Source organism: Bacteroides gallinarum DSM 18171 = JCM 13658 (assembly GCF_000374365.1).
GTDB classification, from domain to species: Bacteria; Bacteroidota; Bacteroidia; order Bacteroidales; family Bacteroidaceae; genus Bacteroides; species Bacteroides gallinarum.
On the sequence record NZ_KB894120.1, the window covers coordinates 21,179 to 36,946 of the forward strand.

Sequence of the window (15,768 nt, forward strand, 5' to 3'; positions counted from 1 at the left end):
CTATCGTGCATTTAGTGCAGAGCCGGCACGGAACCAGCCTATCTGCTGTTCATTATACGTATGTTGTACTTCGAAACTCTCCTTACTGCCGTCCTCGTGGTGAAGCACCACCGTCAGGCTACGCCCCGGGGCAAAGTCCCGCAGGCCGGTAACGGAGAGCAAGTCGTGTTCCCGGATTTTATCATAGTCCGCCTTGTCGGTAAAGGTCAGCGCCAGCATGCCCTGCTTTTTCAGGTTCGTTTCGTGGATGCGGGCAAAGCTCTTTGCCAGTATAACGCGCACGTTCAGGAAACGCGGCTCCATAGCGGCGTGCTCGCGGCTGGAACCCTCGCCGTAATTCTCCTCTGCCACGACAATGGAGGGAATGCCCTCGGACTTGTACAGCTTCGCCGTACCGGATACGGTTCCGTAGGTATTCGTGGAGCGGTTCCACACCTTGTTCGTTTCTCCGTTGAAGGCATTGACGGCTCCCATTAGCATATTGTCCGAGATATTCTCCAGATGTCCGCGGAAGCGGAGCCACGGGCCTGCCATGGAAATATGGTCGGTGGTACACTTCCCCTGTGTCTTAATAAGGAGGGGCATGTTCAACAAGTCCGTTCCGTCCCAGGCGGGGAAAGGGGTAAGGAGTTGAAGGCGCTGCGACCGGGGATTTACCACGATATCCGTCTTTACTCCGGAAGGGGCGGTATAACCGCTGCTGCCTGCGGTAAATCCCTCCGGGGGTAGTTCCTCGCCTACCGGCACGGATAGCTTTACTTTCTCGCCGTCGGCATTGACCAGCGTATCTTTCAGCGGATTAAAGCATAAATCGCCGGCAATAGCCAATGCCATTGTCAGCTCGGGGGAGGCGACAAAAGCATAGGTGTTCGGGTTGCCGTCCGCACGCTTGGCGAAATTGCGGTTGAAGGAGGTCACGATAGAGTTCCTGCGCACAGGGTCGTCCGTGACGCGTTTCCACTGCCCGATACACGGGCCGCAGGCATTCGCCATAATCGTAGCGCCGATTTTTTCGAAGGCGTCAATCATGCCGTCGCGTTCTGCCGTGGCGCGTATGCGCTCCGAGCCGGGGTTCACAATCAGCGGAGCGGCCGCATGCAGGCGTTTATCCGCTACCTGGCGCGCCAAAGACACGGCACGGCTCAAATCCTGGTAGGACGAGTTGGTACAAGAGCCTATCAGCCCCACTTCCATTTTGCGGGGATAGCCGTTCTTCAACACCTTCTCGGAGAATTCGGATATGGGTGTGGCGGCATCCGGGGTAAACGGGCCGTTGATATAAGGTTCCAGCGCGGAAAGGTTTATGTCGATAACGCGGTCGTAGTATTTTTCCGGAGCGGCGGCCACTTCATCATCGGCACGAAGTTCCACAGCGACGTCGGTAGCCATATCCGCCACCTCCGCGCGTCCGGTAGCTTCCAGGTAGGCAGCCATGCGTCCGTCGTAGGGGAAAAGGGAGGCGGTGGCTCCTACCTCCGCCCCCATATTGCAAATCGTGGCTTTGCCGGTGGCCGAAAGCGAGGCGGCGCCTGTACCGAAATATTCGATAATGGCATTGGTTCCGCCCTTTACGGTCAAAATTCCGGCCAATTTCAGGATAACGTCCTTGGGGGCAGCCCACCCGCTCAGCTCTCCGGTAAGGCGTACACCGATAAGGCGGGGCATTTTCAGTTCCCATTCCATGCCGGTCATCACATCCACCGCATCGGCGCCGCCGACACCGACCGCCACCATTCCCAAACCGCCGGCATTCGGGGTGTGGGAGTCGGTTCCTATCATCATGCCGCCGGGGAAAGCGTAGTTTTCCAGCACGACCTGGTGGATAATGCCCGCTCCGGGCTGCCAGAAACCGATACCGTAGCGGGAGGAGACATCCCGGAGGAAGTCGTACACTTCCTCATTCGTCTTGGTGGCGACGGCGATATCCTCCTTCGCTCCTTTGTAAGCCTGAATCAAATGGTCGCAGTGCACCGTCGAAGGAACCGCCACCTCGTCGCGGCCTGCATTCATAAACTGCAACAGCGCCATTTGTGCGGTAGCATCCTGCATGGCTACGCGGTCGGGGCGGAAGTTTACATAGTCTTCGCCGCGCACGTAGCTTTTTATACTCTTTTCATCGTACAGGTGGGCGTACAAAATCTTTTCCGCCAAGGTCAGCGGACGTTGCAGTGCAGCCCGGACGCGTTCTATCTTCCTCTCATAATGCGCATAAAACGCCTTGAGCATCGTTAAATCATATACCATAACCACTTCTATTTTTTAGTTTTTCAATATTGTAAAGATTACAAATTAAAACAATAAACAATTTAAAATGCGGAAAAGTTTAACAAAATAAAGCATTTCTTCCCCCGGAGACAGAGATTTATTACCTTTGCGGAATGAATGTATCACCACAGAGGACACAGGGTCTCGCAGAATTTCATAATCATAGGCAGGCATGAGCGACAATAACGATATACAATCCCCCATTATACACCTTCAACGGCAGCAACTCCTGTTACGTATGGAGTACGAATACGAAAAAGAGGAGTTCGAGCGGCAGACGGAGAACATGGGCATTGCCCGGAAAGTCAAGCGGGGGCTCTGCTGGTATCCTGCCTCACCGGGTCGAAGTTACTATAATTCGCTGAATCAGTTGGTAATAGAGATTACACATACCGAAAATACTGATATAGAACATAATTTCGAGTTCGGACGTCCCGTCTGTTTCTTCCGCCAATCCGCCGACGGAAAAATCACTTACTTCAACTTCACCGCCACCGTCAGTTATGCGGACGAGGCGCGCATGGTAGTGGTAATGCCCGGTGCGGGCGCTGTCGTAGACGTGCAGTCTGCCGATAACCTCGGCGTCCAGCTCTATTTCGATGAGACTTCTTACCGTACGATGTTCGAGGCGCTGGAAGAGGTGCTCCGTGCGAAGGGAAACCGGCTCGCCGAGTTGCGGGACATCCTGTTGGGCACGGTGAAAGTCGGCTTCCGAGAGCTGTATCCGGTACGTTTTCCGTGGCTGAATGCCACTCAGGAGGCTGCCGTCAACAAAGTATTGTGCGCCCGTGATGTAGCCATAGTGCACGGCCCTCCGGGAACGGGTAAAACGACCACGCTCGTAGAGGCTATCTACGAAACGTTGCACCGCGAACCCCAAGTGCTGGTTTGCGCCCAAAGCAATATGGCGGTGGACTGGATTTCAGAGAAGCTGGTAGACAGGGGCGTGAATGTCCTGCGGATAGGCAACCCCACACGCGTCAATGACAAAATGCTGTCTTTCACCTACGAACGGCGTTTCGAGAACCACCCGCTTTATCCCGAGCTGTGGAGTATCCGCAAGGAGCTCCGCCAGTTAGGAAGTAGGGCGCGCCGCGGCAGCTACGATGAACGCGAAGGGGTACGCAACCGCATGAGCCGTCTGCGCGACCGTGCCACAGCGCTGGAAGTACAAATCAACGCCGAGCTGTTCGACAGTGCCCACGTCATCGCTTCCACGCTTGTAAGCAGTAACCACCGCCTGCTGAACGGACACCGTTTCGGCACGTTGTTCATCGACGAGGCTGCCCAAGCTTTGGAGGCTGCCTGCTGGATAGCTATCCGCAAGGCAGACCGGGTAGTGCTGGCGGGCGACCACTGCCAGCTACCGCCCACCATAAAATGCCATGATGCCGCACGCGGCGGGCTGGAACGGACTTTAATGGAGAAAGTGGTAGCCAACAAGCCGTCTGCCGTGTCTTTGCTGAAGGTGCAATACCGCATGCACGAGGATATCATGCGTTTCTCTTCTGCCTGGTTTTACGACGGCGAGCTGGAAACGGCTCCCGAGGTGCGCCACCGGGGGATATTGGACTGGGACACGCCCATTACATGGCTCGATACCTCGGAAATGGATTTCAAGGAGGAATTTGTGGGGGAGACGTTCGGACGTATCAATAAGGAAGAAGCCCACTTATTGCTGAAAGAGCTGGAAGCGTATATCCAGCGGATAGGCGGCAACCGTATTCTCGAGGAGCGTATCGACTTCGGGCTGATATCGCCCTACAAAGCGCAGGTGCAGTACTTGCGGGGAAAAATAAAGGCAAGCGCCGCCTTGCGTCCTTACCGCAGCCTGATAACGGTGAATACTGTAGACGGCTTTCAGGGGCAGGAACGCGATGTGATTTTCATCAGCCTGGTACGCGCCAATGAAGAAGGGCAAATCGGCTTCCTGAACGACTTGCGTAGGATGAATGTAGCGATAACGAGGGCACGCATGAAGTTAGTTATACTGGGAGAAGCAGCCACGCTGAGCCGCCATACTTTTTATAAGAAACTGCTCGAATACACCCGGCAGGTCAATGCAGGGCAATAATCGTACCGGATAACGAATAGGAAAACGGGAAGTGGTTCCGGACGGGAGGATATGGCGATGTGGGGATGTGTACAAAAATAGAAAGAGAAATATATAGAAAGAGAAAAAGACAGACAGAAAGAAAAAAAGATAGATAGATAGAAAGACAGACGGAAAAAAAAGAAAGAGGTTGTATCAAAACTCACCACAGACTACACAGATTACACAGATTTTCACAGATTATCTATCCTGATAATCAATCATTTAATTTCAATCTGTATAAGTTCTGTAATCCGTAATGGATTTTGGTACAACCTCTTATCATTTATCCCGAACGGGCATCAATTATTTTCCGGACGGAGTTTACGGACAGTTACGGCAGTCTGCCACATTTCGCTCTCGCGCAATGCTTTCAGCTCTGCATTCAGTTTCTCACGATAGTCGGGCTTGGAGTTGCTGTCGATAGAAATCTGCGCCTCGTTACCGGACTTCACGCTCTGATATAATTTCTGCACAACCGGCTTGATAGCATCGTGGAACGGGCCCATCCAGTCCAAAGCACCGCGCTGGGCGGTAGTAGAGCAGTTGGCATACATCCAGTCCATACCGTTCTTTGCAAACAACGGCATCAACGACTGGGTCAGTTCCTCCACAGTTTCGTTGAATGCTTCGGACGGTGTATGGCCGTTTTCACGCAACACCTCGTACTGAGCCAGCAGCAAACCCTGGATAGCGCCCATTAAAGAGCCGCGTTCGCCCGTCAGGTCGGAAGTAGCCTCGCGGATGAAAGTCGTCTCGAACAAGTAACCGGAACCGATACCGATACCCAGTGCCAGCGTTCTGTCCAGAGCCTTGCCCGTAGCATCTTGATAGATAGCGTAAGACGAGTTCAAGCCGCGGCCTTCGAGGAACATCGTACGCAGCGACGTGCCCGAACCCTTGGGGGCAACCATGATAACATCGATATCTTTGGGAGGAACCACACCGGTGCGGTCGCTCCACGTAATAGCGAAACCATGAGAGAAGTAAAGCGCCTTGCCGGCTGTCAGGTAAGGTTTCATCGTAGGCCATACGGACATTACGGCTGCATCGGACAGCAGGCACATGATGATAGTACCCTTCTGGCAGGCATCCTCGATGCTGAACAGCGTTTCGCCCGGAACCCAGCCGTCGGCTACCGCCTTCTCGTAAGTCTTGCCCTGACGCTGGCCGACGATTACGTTGAAACCATTGTCGCGCAGGTTGCAAGCCTGGCCGGGACCTTGTACACCATAACCGATAACTGCGATTGTTTCATCCTTTAAAATCTCACGTGCTTTTTCCAAAGGAAATTCTTCGCGGGTCATTACATTCTCAATAACACCGCCAAAATTCAATTGTGCCATTTTTTGTTCTAATTTTTATTGTGGCTTATGCCAACCGATTAATAAATTATTTTTCTACAAATATCACTTTGGAACGGCAAACCACCTCGCTGCCGTTCTTTCTCACTTCTATGTCGTACACGCCGTCGCCTGCATAATCCTTATAAAAGGTAAGCTCGTCGCCATAATAACTCTCGGCCACATACGCCATTTCAAAACGGCGGATACGGCTTTCTTTGTACAGCTCTATCGGAAACAGGTCGAGGATATGTTCGATATAACGGATGCTGTTCACATGTCCGTTGATGTCGATATCGCTGTACCTGGCGTTCAGGGAAGAAACCGGCTCCGTAGAAGCCACCTTTATGCGCGAGGGTTTCTCGATAGGGCAAGGCTCGTCGCACACATAGTCCACGATGCTGCCGCCATGCAGCGCCAGCAGGTCGGCGGGCTTGCGGGTATTGAGGTTAATCATCGCCCATACGGAACGGGCATATCCAATCTTCTTTCCGTCCTTGTCGATAAGGGCAAAGTTACGGTCGGTAAAGAGGCGGTACACATTCTCCACCCAGGTCTGGATAGAGAAATCCTCGTACTGGTAGGGCATCTCGTCCAGCTCGATAGCCAGGCGCGAAAGCACCCACGTGTAGTTGTCCTCGTTCAAGGTAGCGATACCGAAGCCGCGCTCCGTGGCATGGAACCCCGCACAGTTCAGCAGGTGGTTGCCGAGTACCCCCATTGTAAGGCGGCCGGTAAAATCCACATGGAACGGTTCCGCCACGAACTTATACGTACCTATCCTGTTATTCCCACTCATTGCTCTTGCAGTTCTTTACTCCGACGATATTTTGCCTCACGGTCTGCCAGGTACTCGTTGACGCGCTCGAAGCAACTGGTAGTGATAGCTACACGACCGGAACGCACGAACTGGAGCACGCACTCCAGGGCACGCAGCTCCTCATAGAGATTGGTTATCTCCTCGCTCATGCCGTTTTTCTCCACAATGGCGAACACGGGGTTCACCTCTACGATACGCGCATTGTGCTTACGGATGATTTTAGATACCTCCGGCTTTTCTTCCAGCGTGGGGGTCGTTATCTTATACAGCGCAATCTCGTGCTGGTAAATTTCATCGTCCGTGAAATAGTGCGCCTGCAACACATCTATCTTTTTGGTGATTTGCTTCGCCACCTTCTCGATAGTGTCCTTATCCGTCCAGGCCGTAATGGTATATTTGTGTACTCCCTTGATAGAGGATGCCGATACGTTCAGGCTCTCGATATTGATTTGCCTACGGGTAAATACAGCCGTCACCTGGTTCAGCAAGCCGGCAAAGTTCTCCGAATGAACGATAATCGTATATAATGTCTTGTCCACGTTGGTTTAATTATAAATTATGAGTTATGAATTATGAGTTATGAATGGGCTGCGCGATAATACCGCAGGTAATCCACAACTCCCTAACATTCCAGCAACATCTGGTTCACAGAGCCGCCCGGAGGCGTCATCGGCATCACGTTCCCCTCTTCTTCTACGCAAGCTTCCAGCAAGAAAGGGCCGTCCGTCGCAATCATCTCGCCAATGGCATCCGCCAGTTCACTGCGGGTAAGCGCACGCCGTGCGGGGATGCCGTAGGCAGAGGCAATCTGCATATAGTCCGGGTTCATCATCGGGGTGAACGAATAACGGCGGTTGAAAAACATCGCCTGCCACTGACGAACATTCCCCAGGAAGTTATTGTTCAGCAAAATCATCTTGACGGGAGCTTTCTGCTCCATTACCGTGCCTAGCTCCTGCAGGTTCATCTGCAAACCGCCGTCGCCCATAAAGACGCATACGGTACGGTCGGGACGGCCGAAAGTAGCGCCGATAGCAGCGGGAAGGCCGAATCCCATAGTTCCCAGCCCGCCGGAAGTAACGATGCTGCGTTTTCGGGTATATTTGAAGTAACGGGCGGACATCATCTGGTTCTGCCCTACATCCGTTACAAGTATCGCTTCGTTACGGGTAGCCTCGCTCACGGCGCGCACCACCTCGCCCATGCTCAGGGTATCGCCTGCCGGATGCAGCTCGGGGCGGATAACCTTCTCTTCCTCTACCTGCTCGTAAGGCAGGAAACTATCCAGCCATTCCTTATGTTCGGCAGGTTTCAGCAGTTCGGTCACCGCAGCCAGCGTCTCCTTGCAGTCGCCCAATACGGCTACGTCCGTCTTTACATTCTTGTCTATCTCCGCTGGGTCTATATCGAAATGGATAACCTTTGCCTGCGAAGCATAAGTGGACAGCTTGCCCGTAACACGGTCATCGAAACGCATACCCACCGCAATCAGCACATCGCATTTGTTGGTATTGATGTTCGGGCCCAGATTGCCGTGCATGCCCAGCATGCCCTTATTCAAGGGATGAGCCGTAGGCAACGACGAAAGCCCCAGCAGGGTACAGCCGGCAGGCATGCCCGCCTTTTCGATGAAGGCACGCAATTCGTCCTGCGCATTGCCCAGCTCCACGCCCTGCCCTACCAGTACCAGCGGACGTTCCGCCGCATTTATCAAATCGGCAGCCTGCCGTATGGCATCCGGGTCGGTTTCGGGTACAGGCAGGTAGCTGCGCACATAATCTACTTTGGTAGGGATGTACTCCGTCTTATCCACCTGTGCATTCTTGGCAAAGTCCAGCACAACCGGGCCGGGGCGTCCGCTCTGTGCGATATAGAAAGCACGTGCCACCGCCCAAGCCACATCTTCCGCACGGCGAATCTGGTAGCTCCACTTCGTGATAGGCTGTGTAATGCCTACCAGGTCTACTTCCTGAAAAGCGTCCGTACCGAGAAATCCCGTGGCAACCTGCCCCGCAATGACAACTATCGGCGTACTGTCTATCATGGCATCTGCAATACCCGTAATGGTATTGGTTGCTCCCGGGCCGCTGGTTACCAGGCATACGCCGACCTCGCCCGACACACGTGCAAAGCCTTGTGCGGCATGGGTGGCTCCCTGTTCGTGGCGAACCAGGATATGGTTCAGTTTCTTCCGGTGGTCGTACAAGGCATCGAATACCGGCATGATACTGCCGCCCGGATAACCGAAAATGGTCTTTACTCCCTGATGCTCCAGGGAGCGCATCAATGCTTCTGCGCCTGTTATTAAATTTTCCATTAAGTATTTTACTATTTATTCCCTACGGCCACGACACGTCTTTTATCTCCGGCACATAGGTACGTTGACAATCTGTTACTTGCTATTCCACAGCCTTACGGCAGAGGCTCCCTCAGTCTATCAACCTTACAGCCCCCTTGTCGGCCGAGCTCACCATGCTGGCGTATGCCTTCAACGCTTTCGACACCTGGCGGTCGCGGGTTACCGGCGTCATAGGACGGGCAGCCAGTTCCTCGTCCGTCAGTTTCACATTGATAGAGCGGTTGGGTATATCTATCTCGATAATGTCGCCGTCCTGAATCTTGCCGATATTACCGCCGGCAGCGGCTTCGGGAGAGATATGCCCGATGCTCAGTCCGGAAGTGCCTCCGCTGAAACGCCCGTCGGTAATCAGCGCGCATTCCTTACCCAAGTGACGGGACTTGATATAAGAGGTGGGATAAAGCATCTCCTGCATGCCCGGACCGCCCTTCGGCCCTTCGTGGGTGATGACGACGACATCGCCGCTGACTACCTTTCCGCCCAGGATGCCGTTGCACGCAGCCTCCTGCGAATCGAATACTTTGGCAGGGCCGGTAAACTTCCAGATACTCTCGTCCACCCCGGCAGTCTTGACTACGCAACCGTCCTGTGCGATATTGCCTTTCAGCACCGCCAGTCCGCCGTCCTTGCTGTAAGCATGCTGCAAGTCGCGGATGCAGCCGCCGGCACGGTCTGTATCCAATTCCTTATAATAGGTCTCCTGCGAACCGAGTGCCAGGTTGAACTTTCCGGCGGCAGCGCTGGTATATTTCCGGATTGCCTCCCCGCACACATTCGGGCTGGTGATGCAATACCGGTCTATCTCCTCCGCCAGCGTCATGCCGTCTACCCGGCGCACGCCCGTATCCACCAGCCCGCCCTTGGCAAGCTCGCCCATAATGGCAACGATGCCGCCGGCGCGGTTTACGTCCTGTACATGGTATTTCTGGGTGTTGGGGGCAACCTTGCACAAGCAGGGAGTTTTGCGCGACAACATATCTATATCGTCCATAGTGAAATCCGCTCCCGCCTCATGGGCTACCGCAAGCAGGTGAAGCACCGTATTCGTAGAGCCTCCCATGGCGATATCCAGCGTCATGGCATTCAGGAAAGCCTCACGGGTGGCGATACTGCGGGGCAGCACGCTTTCGTCCCCTTCCTCGTAATACTTATAGGCATTCTTTACAATCAGTTTGGCGGCATCTCTAAACAGCTCCTTACGGTTAGCGTGGGTAGCTACAATCGTGCCGTTGCCCGGAAGCGCCAGCCCTATCGCCTCGTTCAGACAGTTCATGGAATTGGCGGTGAACATGCCCGAGCAACATCCGCACGTGGGGCAGGCGTGCTGCTCTATTTCGGCAACATCCCCGTCACTCACAGTCTCGTCCGCCGATTTAATCATGGCATCGATTAAGTCGAGGTGCTGCCCGTTCCATTCGCCGGCCTCCATAGGCCCTCCGGACACGAACACCGTAGGGATATTCAGCCTCATCGCAGCCATGAGCATACCCGGCGTAATCTTATCGCAATTGCTGATGCAAACCATGGCATCCGCCTTATGCGCATTCACCATATATTCCACACTGTCGGCTATGATGTCGCGCGAGGGCAGTGAGTACAGCATGCCGTCGTGCCCCATTGCGATACCGTCGTCTATGGCAATCGTATTGAACTCGGCGGCAAAGCAACCCTGCTTCTCTATCTCCTGCTTTACGAATTGGCCTATTTCGTGCAGGTGCACATGCCCCGGTACGAACTGGGTAAAAGAGTTGACTATGGCGATTATGGGCTTGCCCATTTGTTCCTTCTTCATGCCATTGGCCGCCCACAATGCGCGGGCGCCCGCCATACGGCGGCCTTGTGTGCTGAACGAACTACGTAACTGATGTTTCATCTTCTCTGTCTCCTTTTATGAAAAAAGCCTCTCTCACCGGAATGAGAAAGGCTTACTATAAATATCTTCTACCGTACGAATACATACACAACCTTTCTCACGCTCTTGATGCCACCACCACGACGCGAATAATATGCAGGACTGCCAGGTTAACGGATGTATGTAGGTTCATAACTAAATTATCTTTATCGTTCTCTATTGTCGTTTCACTTAATTGTGCTGCAAAGGTAAGTGCTTTTTTATAAACTCCAAACAAATTGAAGAAAAAAAAGATATAAATATGAATAATCGTAAGAAAACGGCGCTTTAAAATCTTATTTTATCACTAATCGCTCCCAAACCGAGGCATCCGGTCACTTCCCGGACTGTATGCCCCGCCCACCCGAAGCACTTAATAATCTGAAAATTACCGGGGCACTTCCGTTCCCGAAACAAAATATTCGTATCTTTGCACCCCAAGCGGAGACAAACCCCACGGGGATTTGCCTTATCTCCGCCTCCTTCGGGACAGAGAACACAGTATTTACCAATAGAAATCAAAAAAATCAATGGAAACAGTAGAAAACAAGTACATCACCTTAGCATACAAGCTGTACTCAATCGAAAACGGAGAGAAAGAATTTACAGAAGAAGCTCCTGCAGAGCACCCGTTCCAATTCATCTCCGGACTGGGTCTGACCCTGGAAGCCTTCGAGAACCAGGTGAAAGACCTGAACAAAGGCGACAAGTTCGACTTTACAATCAAGGCGGAGGATGCCTACGGCGAGTATGACGACGAGCACGTTATCGACCTCCCGAAGAACATCTTCGAGATAGAAGGCGAGTTCGACAGCGAACGCGTGGTAGAAGGTGCGGTAATCCCCCTGATGACCTCGGAAGGACAGCGCATCAACGGAAGCGTGGTAGAAGTGAAAGACGATGTAGTGGTAATGGACATGAACCACCCCCTCGCCGGTTGCGACCTGAACTTCGTAGGCGAAATCACGGAGAACCGTCCTGCCACCAACGAAGAACTGGCGGAAATGGCACGCATGATGAGCGGCGGCGGATGCAATTGCGGAGACTGCGGCGGCGGATGCGGCGACCATGAATGCGGTGAGGGATGCTGCCATTAAGAGTTGAAAGATGAGAGTTGAAAGGTGGCTATGCAGCATTACAGCGCAGCTAACTTTCAACTTTCAATTCTTAACTTTCAATTCTAAACTCCCCCTCAACTCTTAACTCCCAACTTTCAACTATCAACTATCACCTTTCAACTCCCAATTACTTTCCCTTTCCTGTCATTATCTCCAATACCAGCCTGTCGGTTTCGTCCATTCCCTTAGAACCTATCTTGGTAAGGTTGCGGATAGTCTGGTCTACATCTTCGTCGATAATACCCTCTACGGAAGTAACGCAACGGTTCTCCATTGCCATAATGGCGGAAAGCACAGCGGTAGAAACGCCGGTAGTTACCTTCAGGGCACAACTGGGCTTCGCACCGTCGCAAATCATGCCGGTAAGGTTGGCAACCATATTCTGTACGGCAAACGCTATCTGCTCGTAAGTACCCCCCATTAGCCAGGTGATACCGCAACTGGAACCCGTAGCGGCCACCACACAGCCGCATAAGGCGGAGAGGCGTCCCAGGCTCTGTTTGATATAAATCACCGTCAGGTGGCTGAGCATTAGGGCACGCACCAGTTCTTCTTCCGACTTGCCGTTTTCCTCAGCATAAACCAGGACGGGCAATGTGGCGGAAATACCCTGGTTGCCGCTTCCGGAGTTGCTCATTACCGGTATCATCGCACCTGCCATACGGGCGTCACATGCGCCGGATGTATAAGAGAGGATATGCGAAAATACGCTGTCGCCCAATATCTTATGTTCGTACGTACCGCGCAGCATCCTGCCCAATCCGTGGCCGTAGTTTCCTTGGAAAGAACACTCGGCGGCGGCTTTGTTTAAACGCGCAGTTTCAAGGATAAAGCGGATTTCATCCAACGGGGCATCCATAGCGAAGTCGTACACCTTGCGCAATGTCAAATCCACGGCGGGTTCCTCCGCTTCCTCGCAACCTTTATTCTGCCTGTTCAGCAGGATATCGCCATTGCGGGCTATATATATAAAGGTGGTATGTCCGCCGGCTATAACAGCAGTGGCGTTGTCCGCTCCCGCCTCGCAGCACACCTCGATGTAGAGTTTCTCCGCGATGCCCTCTTTCAGCGCTATGCCGATGCGTTTCTCGCCGATAAAGCGCTTTCCCTCCTCCACTGCGGCAGGGCTGCTGTCTTTCAGCACCTCCAGCCGGTATTCCGACTTGCCCACCAACGCCCCCAACGCTATGGCAATGGGCAAACCTATCATCCCCGTACCGGGAATACCCACTCCCATTGCATTTTTCAGGATATTGGCACTCAACCGTACGGCTATCTTTTCCGGCCGCGCTCCTAAGGTTTCGGTTGCTTTCGCCACGCACAAAGCCACAGCAATAGGTTCCGTACATCCGATAGCGGGAACCACTTCGCGTCGCACCAGGGCTATTATCTGTTTTCTTTCTGTTTCAGTCATACCGCCGATATGTATATTTTTTATTCGATATTTATGCAAAGATAGAACGGAATAACAAATAAATAACAGAGTTTACCACACTTTTTTCTCCTCTAATCTGTTATTACAAAATAATAGCGTATTTTTGCAAATCGCTAAACTATATCAATTTATCAACTTTCAAAAAAGAAGTATATGAATTTTAAGAAGTGGACTACTGCCCTCATGCTTACCCTGACCGTTTCGTCTTGCATACAGGACGAGGCTCTCAACTCCGAAGCAGCTATTGATGCCTGTATAGGTACGGATGTACAATTAGCTCACATCAACAGCGACTCCAAAGAAATAAATGTATACGTGCATAAAGGAGCAGACTTATCGAAACAGCAGCTATCGTTTACTCTACCCGCCGGTGCAACCCTTAAGGCGGACGAGCATTACGCCAATGACATCGTAGACGAAAGCAACCCGGAGAAAGTTATCTATAAGTACGATTTCGACAACGATACACACTCGCGTACCTTCACCGTAACCTCCGAGGACGGAGAATGGCACTCTACCTATACTGTAAAGATTATACCTACCGAAATACCGGACTTCTTCCATTTCGAGGAGCTGCTTCCGGCAAGCAATACCGAGTACGACATCCTTTATGAGTTCGAACCCGGAACCTCCACCACCGCTTCGCGCGTGCTGCAATGGTCGAGCGGCAATCCCGGTTTCAAGCTAACCAGCATGGCGGACGACCGTACCGGCTATCCCACCCAGCAGGTAACCGACGGTTACCGCGGCAACGGTATCAAGCTGACTACCTGCGACACCGGCAGCTTCGGCGCTATGGTCGATATGTACATTGCGGCAGGCAACCTGTTTATCGGTTCTTTCGATTTGGCGAACGCCCTCAAAGACCCCTTGCGGGCTACCAAATTCGGTATCCAATACTACAAGCGCCCCGTAGCATTGAGAGGCTATTATAAATTCAAGGCAGGAGATGTCTATACCGATGCAGGTGTGGTACAGAAAGACAAAAAAGACCGTTTCGACATCTACGCCATACTGTACGAGGCAGACGACAACTCTTTTATGCTGGACGGCGGCTCCAGCCTGAATTCCAATAAGCTCGTATCTATCGCACGATTCAGCGAGGAAGATGCCAAAGAAACCGATACATGGACTGCATTCGATTTGCCTTTCAAGGCGGTAAACGGTAAAAGCATAGACGCCACTAAGCTGCAGAACGGCAAATACAAACTGAGCATCGTCCTTTCTTCCAGCGTAGACGGCGCATACTTCAAAGGTGCTGTAGGCAGCACATTGTATGTAGACGAATTAGAACTTATAAGCCAAGACAACTGATTGTAGTATGAAAAAATATCCATTTATTTGCATGATAGCCGTATTGCTGGCAATGGTTGCCAACGTACAGGCACAAGAAGAAAGAAACAAAAGCCTTATCAACTCCTACCTGCACGGTTGGGAATACGGCATAAAGGCAGGGTTCAACATCGGCGGTACATCCCCTATCCCCCTGCCCAAAGAGATACGCAAGATAGACAGTTATGCACCGGGCATAGCCATTGCTATCGAAGGTAACGCAACCAAGTGGTTCGACAAAGAAAAGAAATGGGGACTCACGCTGGGACTGCGCCTGGAAAATAAGCACATGACTACCGAAGCCACTGTAAAGAACTACGGTATGAGAATTATCAACACCAATGGCGGGGAGTTGGCAGGTCTTTGGACGGGAGGCGTCAAAACCAAAGTGAAGAACTCTTACCTCACCATTCCTATCCTGGCGGACTACCGCATCAGCAAGCGTTGGATGTTGTCTGCAGGTCCTTACTTCTCCTACCTGTTGGAAGGTAACTTCTCCGGACATGTTTACGAAGGACATCTGCGTACCCCCGACCAGACCGGCTCGAAAGTGGAGTTCACCGGCGAAAGCATTGCCACCTACGACTTCTCCGAGGATTTAAGGAAGTTCCAGTGGGGAATACAGTTCGGCGGAGAATGGAAAGCATTCAAGCACCTTACCGTACATGCCGACCTGACGTGGGGATTGAACAACATCTTCCAAAAGGATTTCGATACGATAACATTTAATATGTATCCTATCTACCTGAATTTAGGTTTCGGATATGCTTTCTAAGCAATAAGAGTTTTCACTGTTTTTCTCGTCACTCGTCACTTTTTACCGTAATGCATTAAGTACAAATGGATTACGGAGTGACGACAACCGTTATAAGAAGAAGTGTGTCGTCACGTGCCCGATGATTTCTTTTAGGCACGGAATTCTATGATATACCCCTCTTGAAGTGAAATAAAGGCATTAGACAGCTTGTAGCGTCCCGCTTAAAAAAGGAGGGTATCAAAACGCTGAATGATATGTCATTCAGCGTTTTGATACCCTCCGTATTGGCTAAATCAGAAACAGACAGAGTAAAGCAGCATAGCATGATTAATAAAAACATCAGAAGAAGCCTTCGG

At 52.0% G+C, this 15,768-nt stretch carries 11 protein-coding genes; 4 read left to right on the forward strand and 7 right to left on the reverse strand.

Annotated elements, in window-relative coordinates; all coding sequences use genetic code 11:
* Window positions 1-2,244: an aconitate hydratase gene (locus C233_RS0105005; RefSeq protein WP_025068644.1), complete on the reverse strand. Its 2,244-nt coding sequence runs from the start codon at window positions 2,242-2,244 to the stop codon at window positions 1-3.
* A gap of 193 nt (window positions 2,245-2,437) precedes the next feature.
* Between C233_RS0105005 and C233_RS0105010 the strand changes: the two genes are divergently transcribed.
* Entirely contained in the window at window positions 2,438-4,339 is a 1,902-nt protein-coding gene (locus tag C233_RS0105010; protein WP_018666350.1) for an AAA domain-containing protein, read from the forward strand.
* A 320-nt stretch (window positions 4,340-4,659) separates the two neighbouring features.
* Here the strand turns inward: C233_RS0105010 and ilvC are convergent, their stop codons facing one another.
* The 5 genes from ilvC to ilvD all read right to left on the reverse strand — a co-directional run bounded on the left by ilvC (window position 4,660) and on the right by ilvD (window position 10,752).
* Complete coding sequence (ilvC, locus tag C233_RS0105015) at window positions 4,660-5,703, reverse strand: ketol-acid reductoisomerase (protein WP_018666352.1); 1,044 nt, start codon at window positions 5,701-5,703, stop codon at window positions 4,660-4,662.
* Between the two features lie 46 nt (window positions 5,704-5,749).
* A complete protein-coding gene (locus C233_RS0105020; protein WP_018666354.1) occupies window positions 5,750-6,499 on the reverse strand; it encodes an acyl-[acyl-carrier-protein] thioesterase in 750 nt (249 codons plus the stop codon).
* Window positions 6,496-7,059, reverse strand: a complete 564-nt coding sequence (gene ilvN / locus C233_RS0105025; protein WP_018666355.1) for an acetolactate synthase small subunit — start codon at window positions 7,057-7,059, stop codon at window positions 6,496-6,498. The genes C233_RS0105020 and ilvN overlap by 4 nt, the downstream gene beginning before the upstream one ends.
* Window positions 7,060-7,142: 83 nt before the next feature.
* Complete coding sequence (gene ilvB, locus C233_RS0105030; RefSeq protein ID WP_018666357.1) at window positions 7,143-8,837, reverse strand: biosynthetic-type acetolactate synthase large subunit; 1,695 nt, start codon at window positions 8,835-8,837, stop codon at window positions 7,143-7,145.
* Window positions 8,838-8,949: 112 nt separating this feature from the next.
* Window positions 8,950-10,752, reverse strand: coding sequence for a dihydroxy-acid dehydratase (ilvD, locus tag C233_RS0105035; RefSeq protein ID WP_018666358.1), 1,803 nt, complete (start codon window positions 10,750-10,752; stop codon window positions 8,950-8,952).
* A 548-nt stretch (window positions 10,753-11,300) separates the two neighbouring features.
* Between ilvD and C233_RS0105040 the strand changes: the two genes are divergently transcribed.
* Window positions 11,301-11,867, forward strand: coding sequence for an FKBP-type peptidyl-prolyl cis-trans isomerase (locus C233_RS0105040; protein WP_018666360.1), 567 nt, complete (start codon window positions 11,301-11,303; stop codon window positions 11,865-11,867).
* Between the two features lie 148 nt (window positions 11,868-12,015).
* Here C233_RS0105040 and C233_RS0105045 read toward each other — a convergent pair whose 3' ends face one another.
* Window positions 12,016-13,302, reverse strand: coding sequence for an L-cysteine desulfidase family protein (locus C233_RS0105045; protein ID WP_018666362.1), 1,287 nt, complete (start codon window positions 13,300-13,302; stop codon window positions 12,016-12,018).
* A 174-nt stretch (window positions 13,303-13,476) separates the two neighbouring features.
* On the opposite strand from C233_RS0105045, the gene C233_RS0105050 reads away from it, so the two are divergent.
* Both C233_RS0105050 and C233_RS0105055 read left to right on the forward strand, forming a co-directional pair.
* Window positions 13,477-14,637 carry a PCMD domain-containing protein gene (locus C233_RS0105050; RefSeq protein WP_018666364.1) on the forward strand — a complete coding sequence of 387 codons (1,161 nt, stop codon included), beginning with the start codon at window positions 13,477-13,479 and terminating at the stop codon, window positions 14,635-14,637.
* Between the two features lie 7 nt (window positions 14,638-14,644).
* The gene (locus tag C233_RS0105055) at window positions 14,645-15,430 is read left to right on the forward strand and encodes a porin family protein (protein WP_018666366.1); all 786 of its coding nucleotides are present in this window, start codon (window positions 14,645-14,647) and stop codon (window positions 15,428-15,430) included.
* Window positions 15,431-15,768: the final 338 nt, after the last annotated feature.

What these genes read in the sequence shown, in the direction of transcription:
- C233_RS0105005 (WP_025068644.1), bottom strand. Translation starts at nt 2,244, where the DNA reads ATGGTATATGATTTAACGATGCTCAAGGCGTTTTATGCGCATTATGAG.
- C233_RS0105010 (WP_018666350.1), top strand. Translation starts at nt 2,438, where the DNA reads ATGAGCGACAATAACGATATACAATCCCCCATTATACACCTTCAACGG.
- ilvC (WP_018666352.1), bottom strand. Translation starts at nt 5,703, where the DNA reads ATGGCACAATTGAATTTTGGCGGTGTTATTGAGAATGTAATGACCCGC.
- C233_RS0105020 (WP_018666354.1), bottom strand. Translation starts at nt 6,499, where the DNA reads ATGAGTGGGAATAACAGGATAGGTACGTATAAGTTCGTGGCGGAACCG.
- ilvB (WP_018666357.1), bottom strand. Translation starts at nt 8,837, where the DNA reads ATGGAAAATTTAATAACAGGCGCAGAAGCATTGATGCGCTCCCTGGAG.
- ilvD (WP_018666358.1), bottom strand. Translation starts at nt 10,752, where the DNA reads ATGAAACATCAGTTACGTAGTTCGTTCAGCACACAAGGCCGCCGTATG.
- C233_RS0105040 (WP_018666360.1), top strand. Translation starts at nt 11,301, where the DNA reads ATGGAAACAGTAGAAAACAAGTACATCACCTTAGCATACAAGCTGTAC.
- C233_RS0105045 (WP_018666362.1), bottom strand. Translation starts at nt 13,302, where the DNA reads ATGACTGAAACAGAAAGAAAACAGATAATAGCCCTGGTGCGACGCGAA.
- C233_RS0105050 (WP_018666364.1), top strand. Translation starts at nt 13,477, where the DNA reads ATGAATTTTAAGAAGTGGACTACTGCCCTCATGCTTACCCTGACCGTT.
- C233_RS0105055 (WP_018666366.1), top strand. Translation starts at nt 14,645, where the DNA reads ATGAAAAAATATCCATTTATTTGCATGATAGCCGTATTGCTGGCAATG.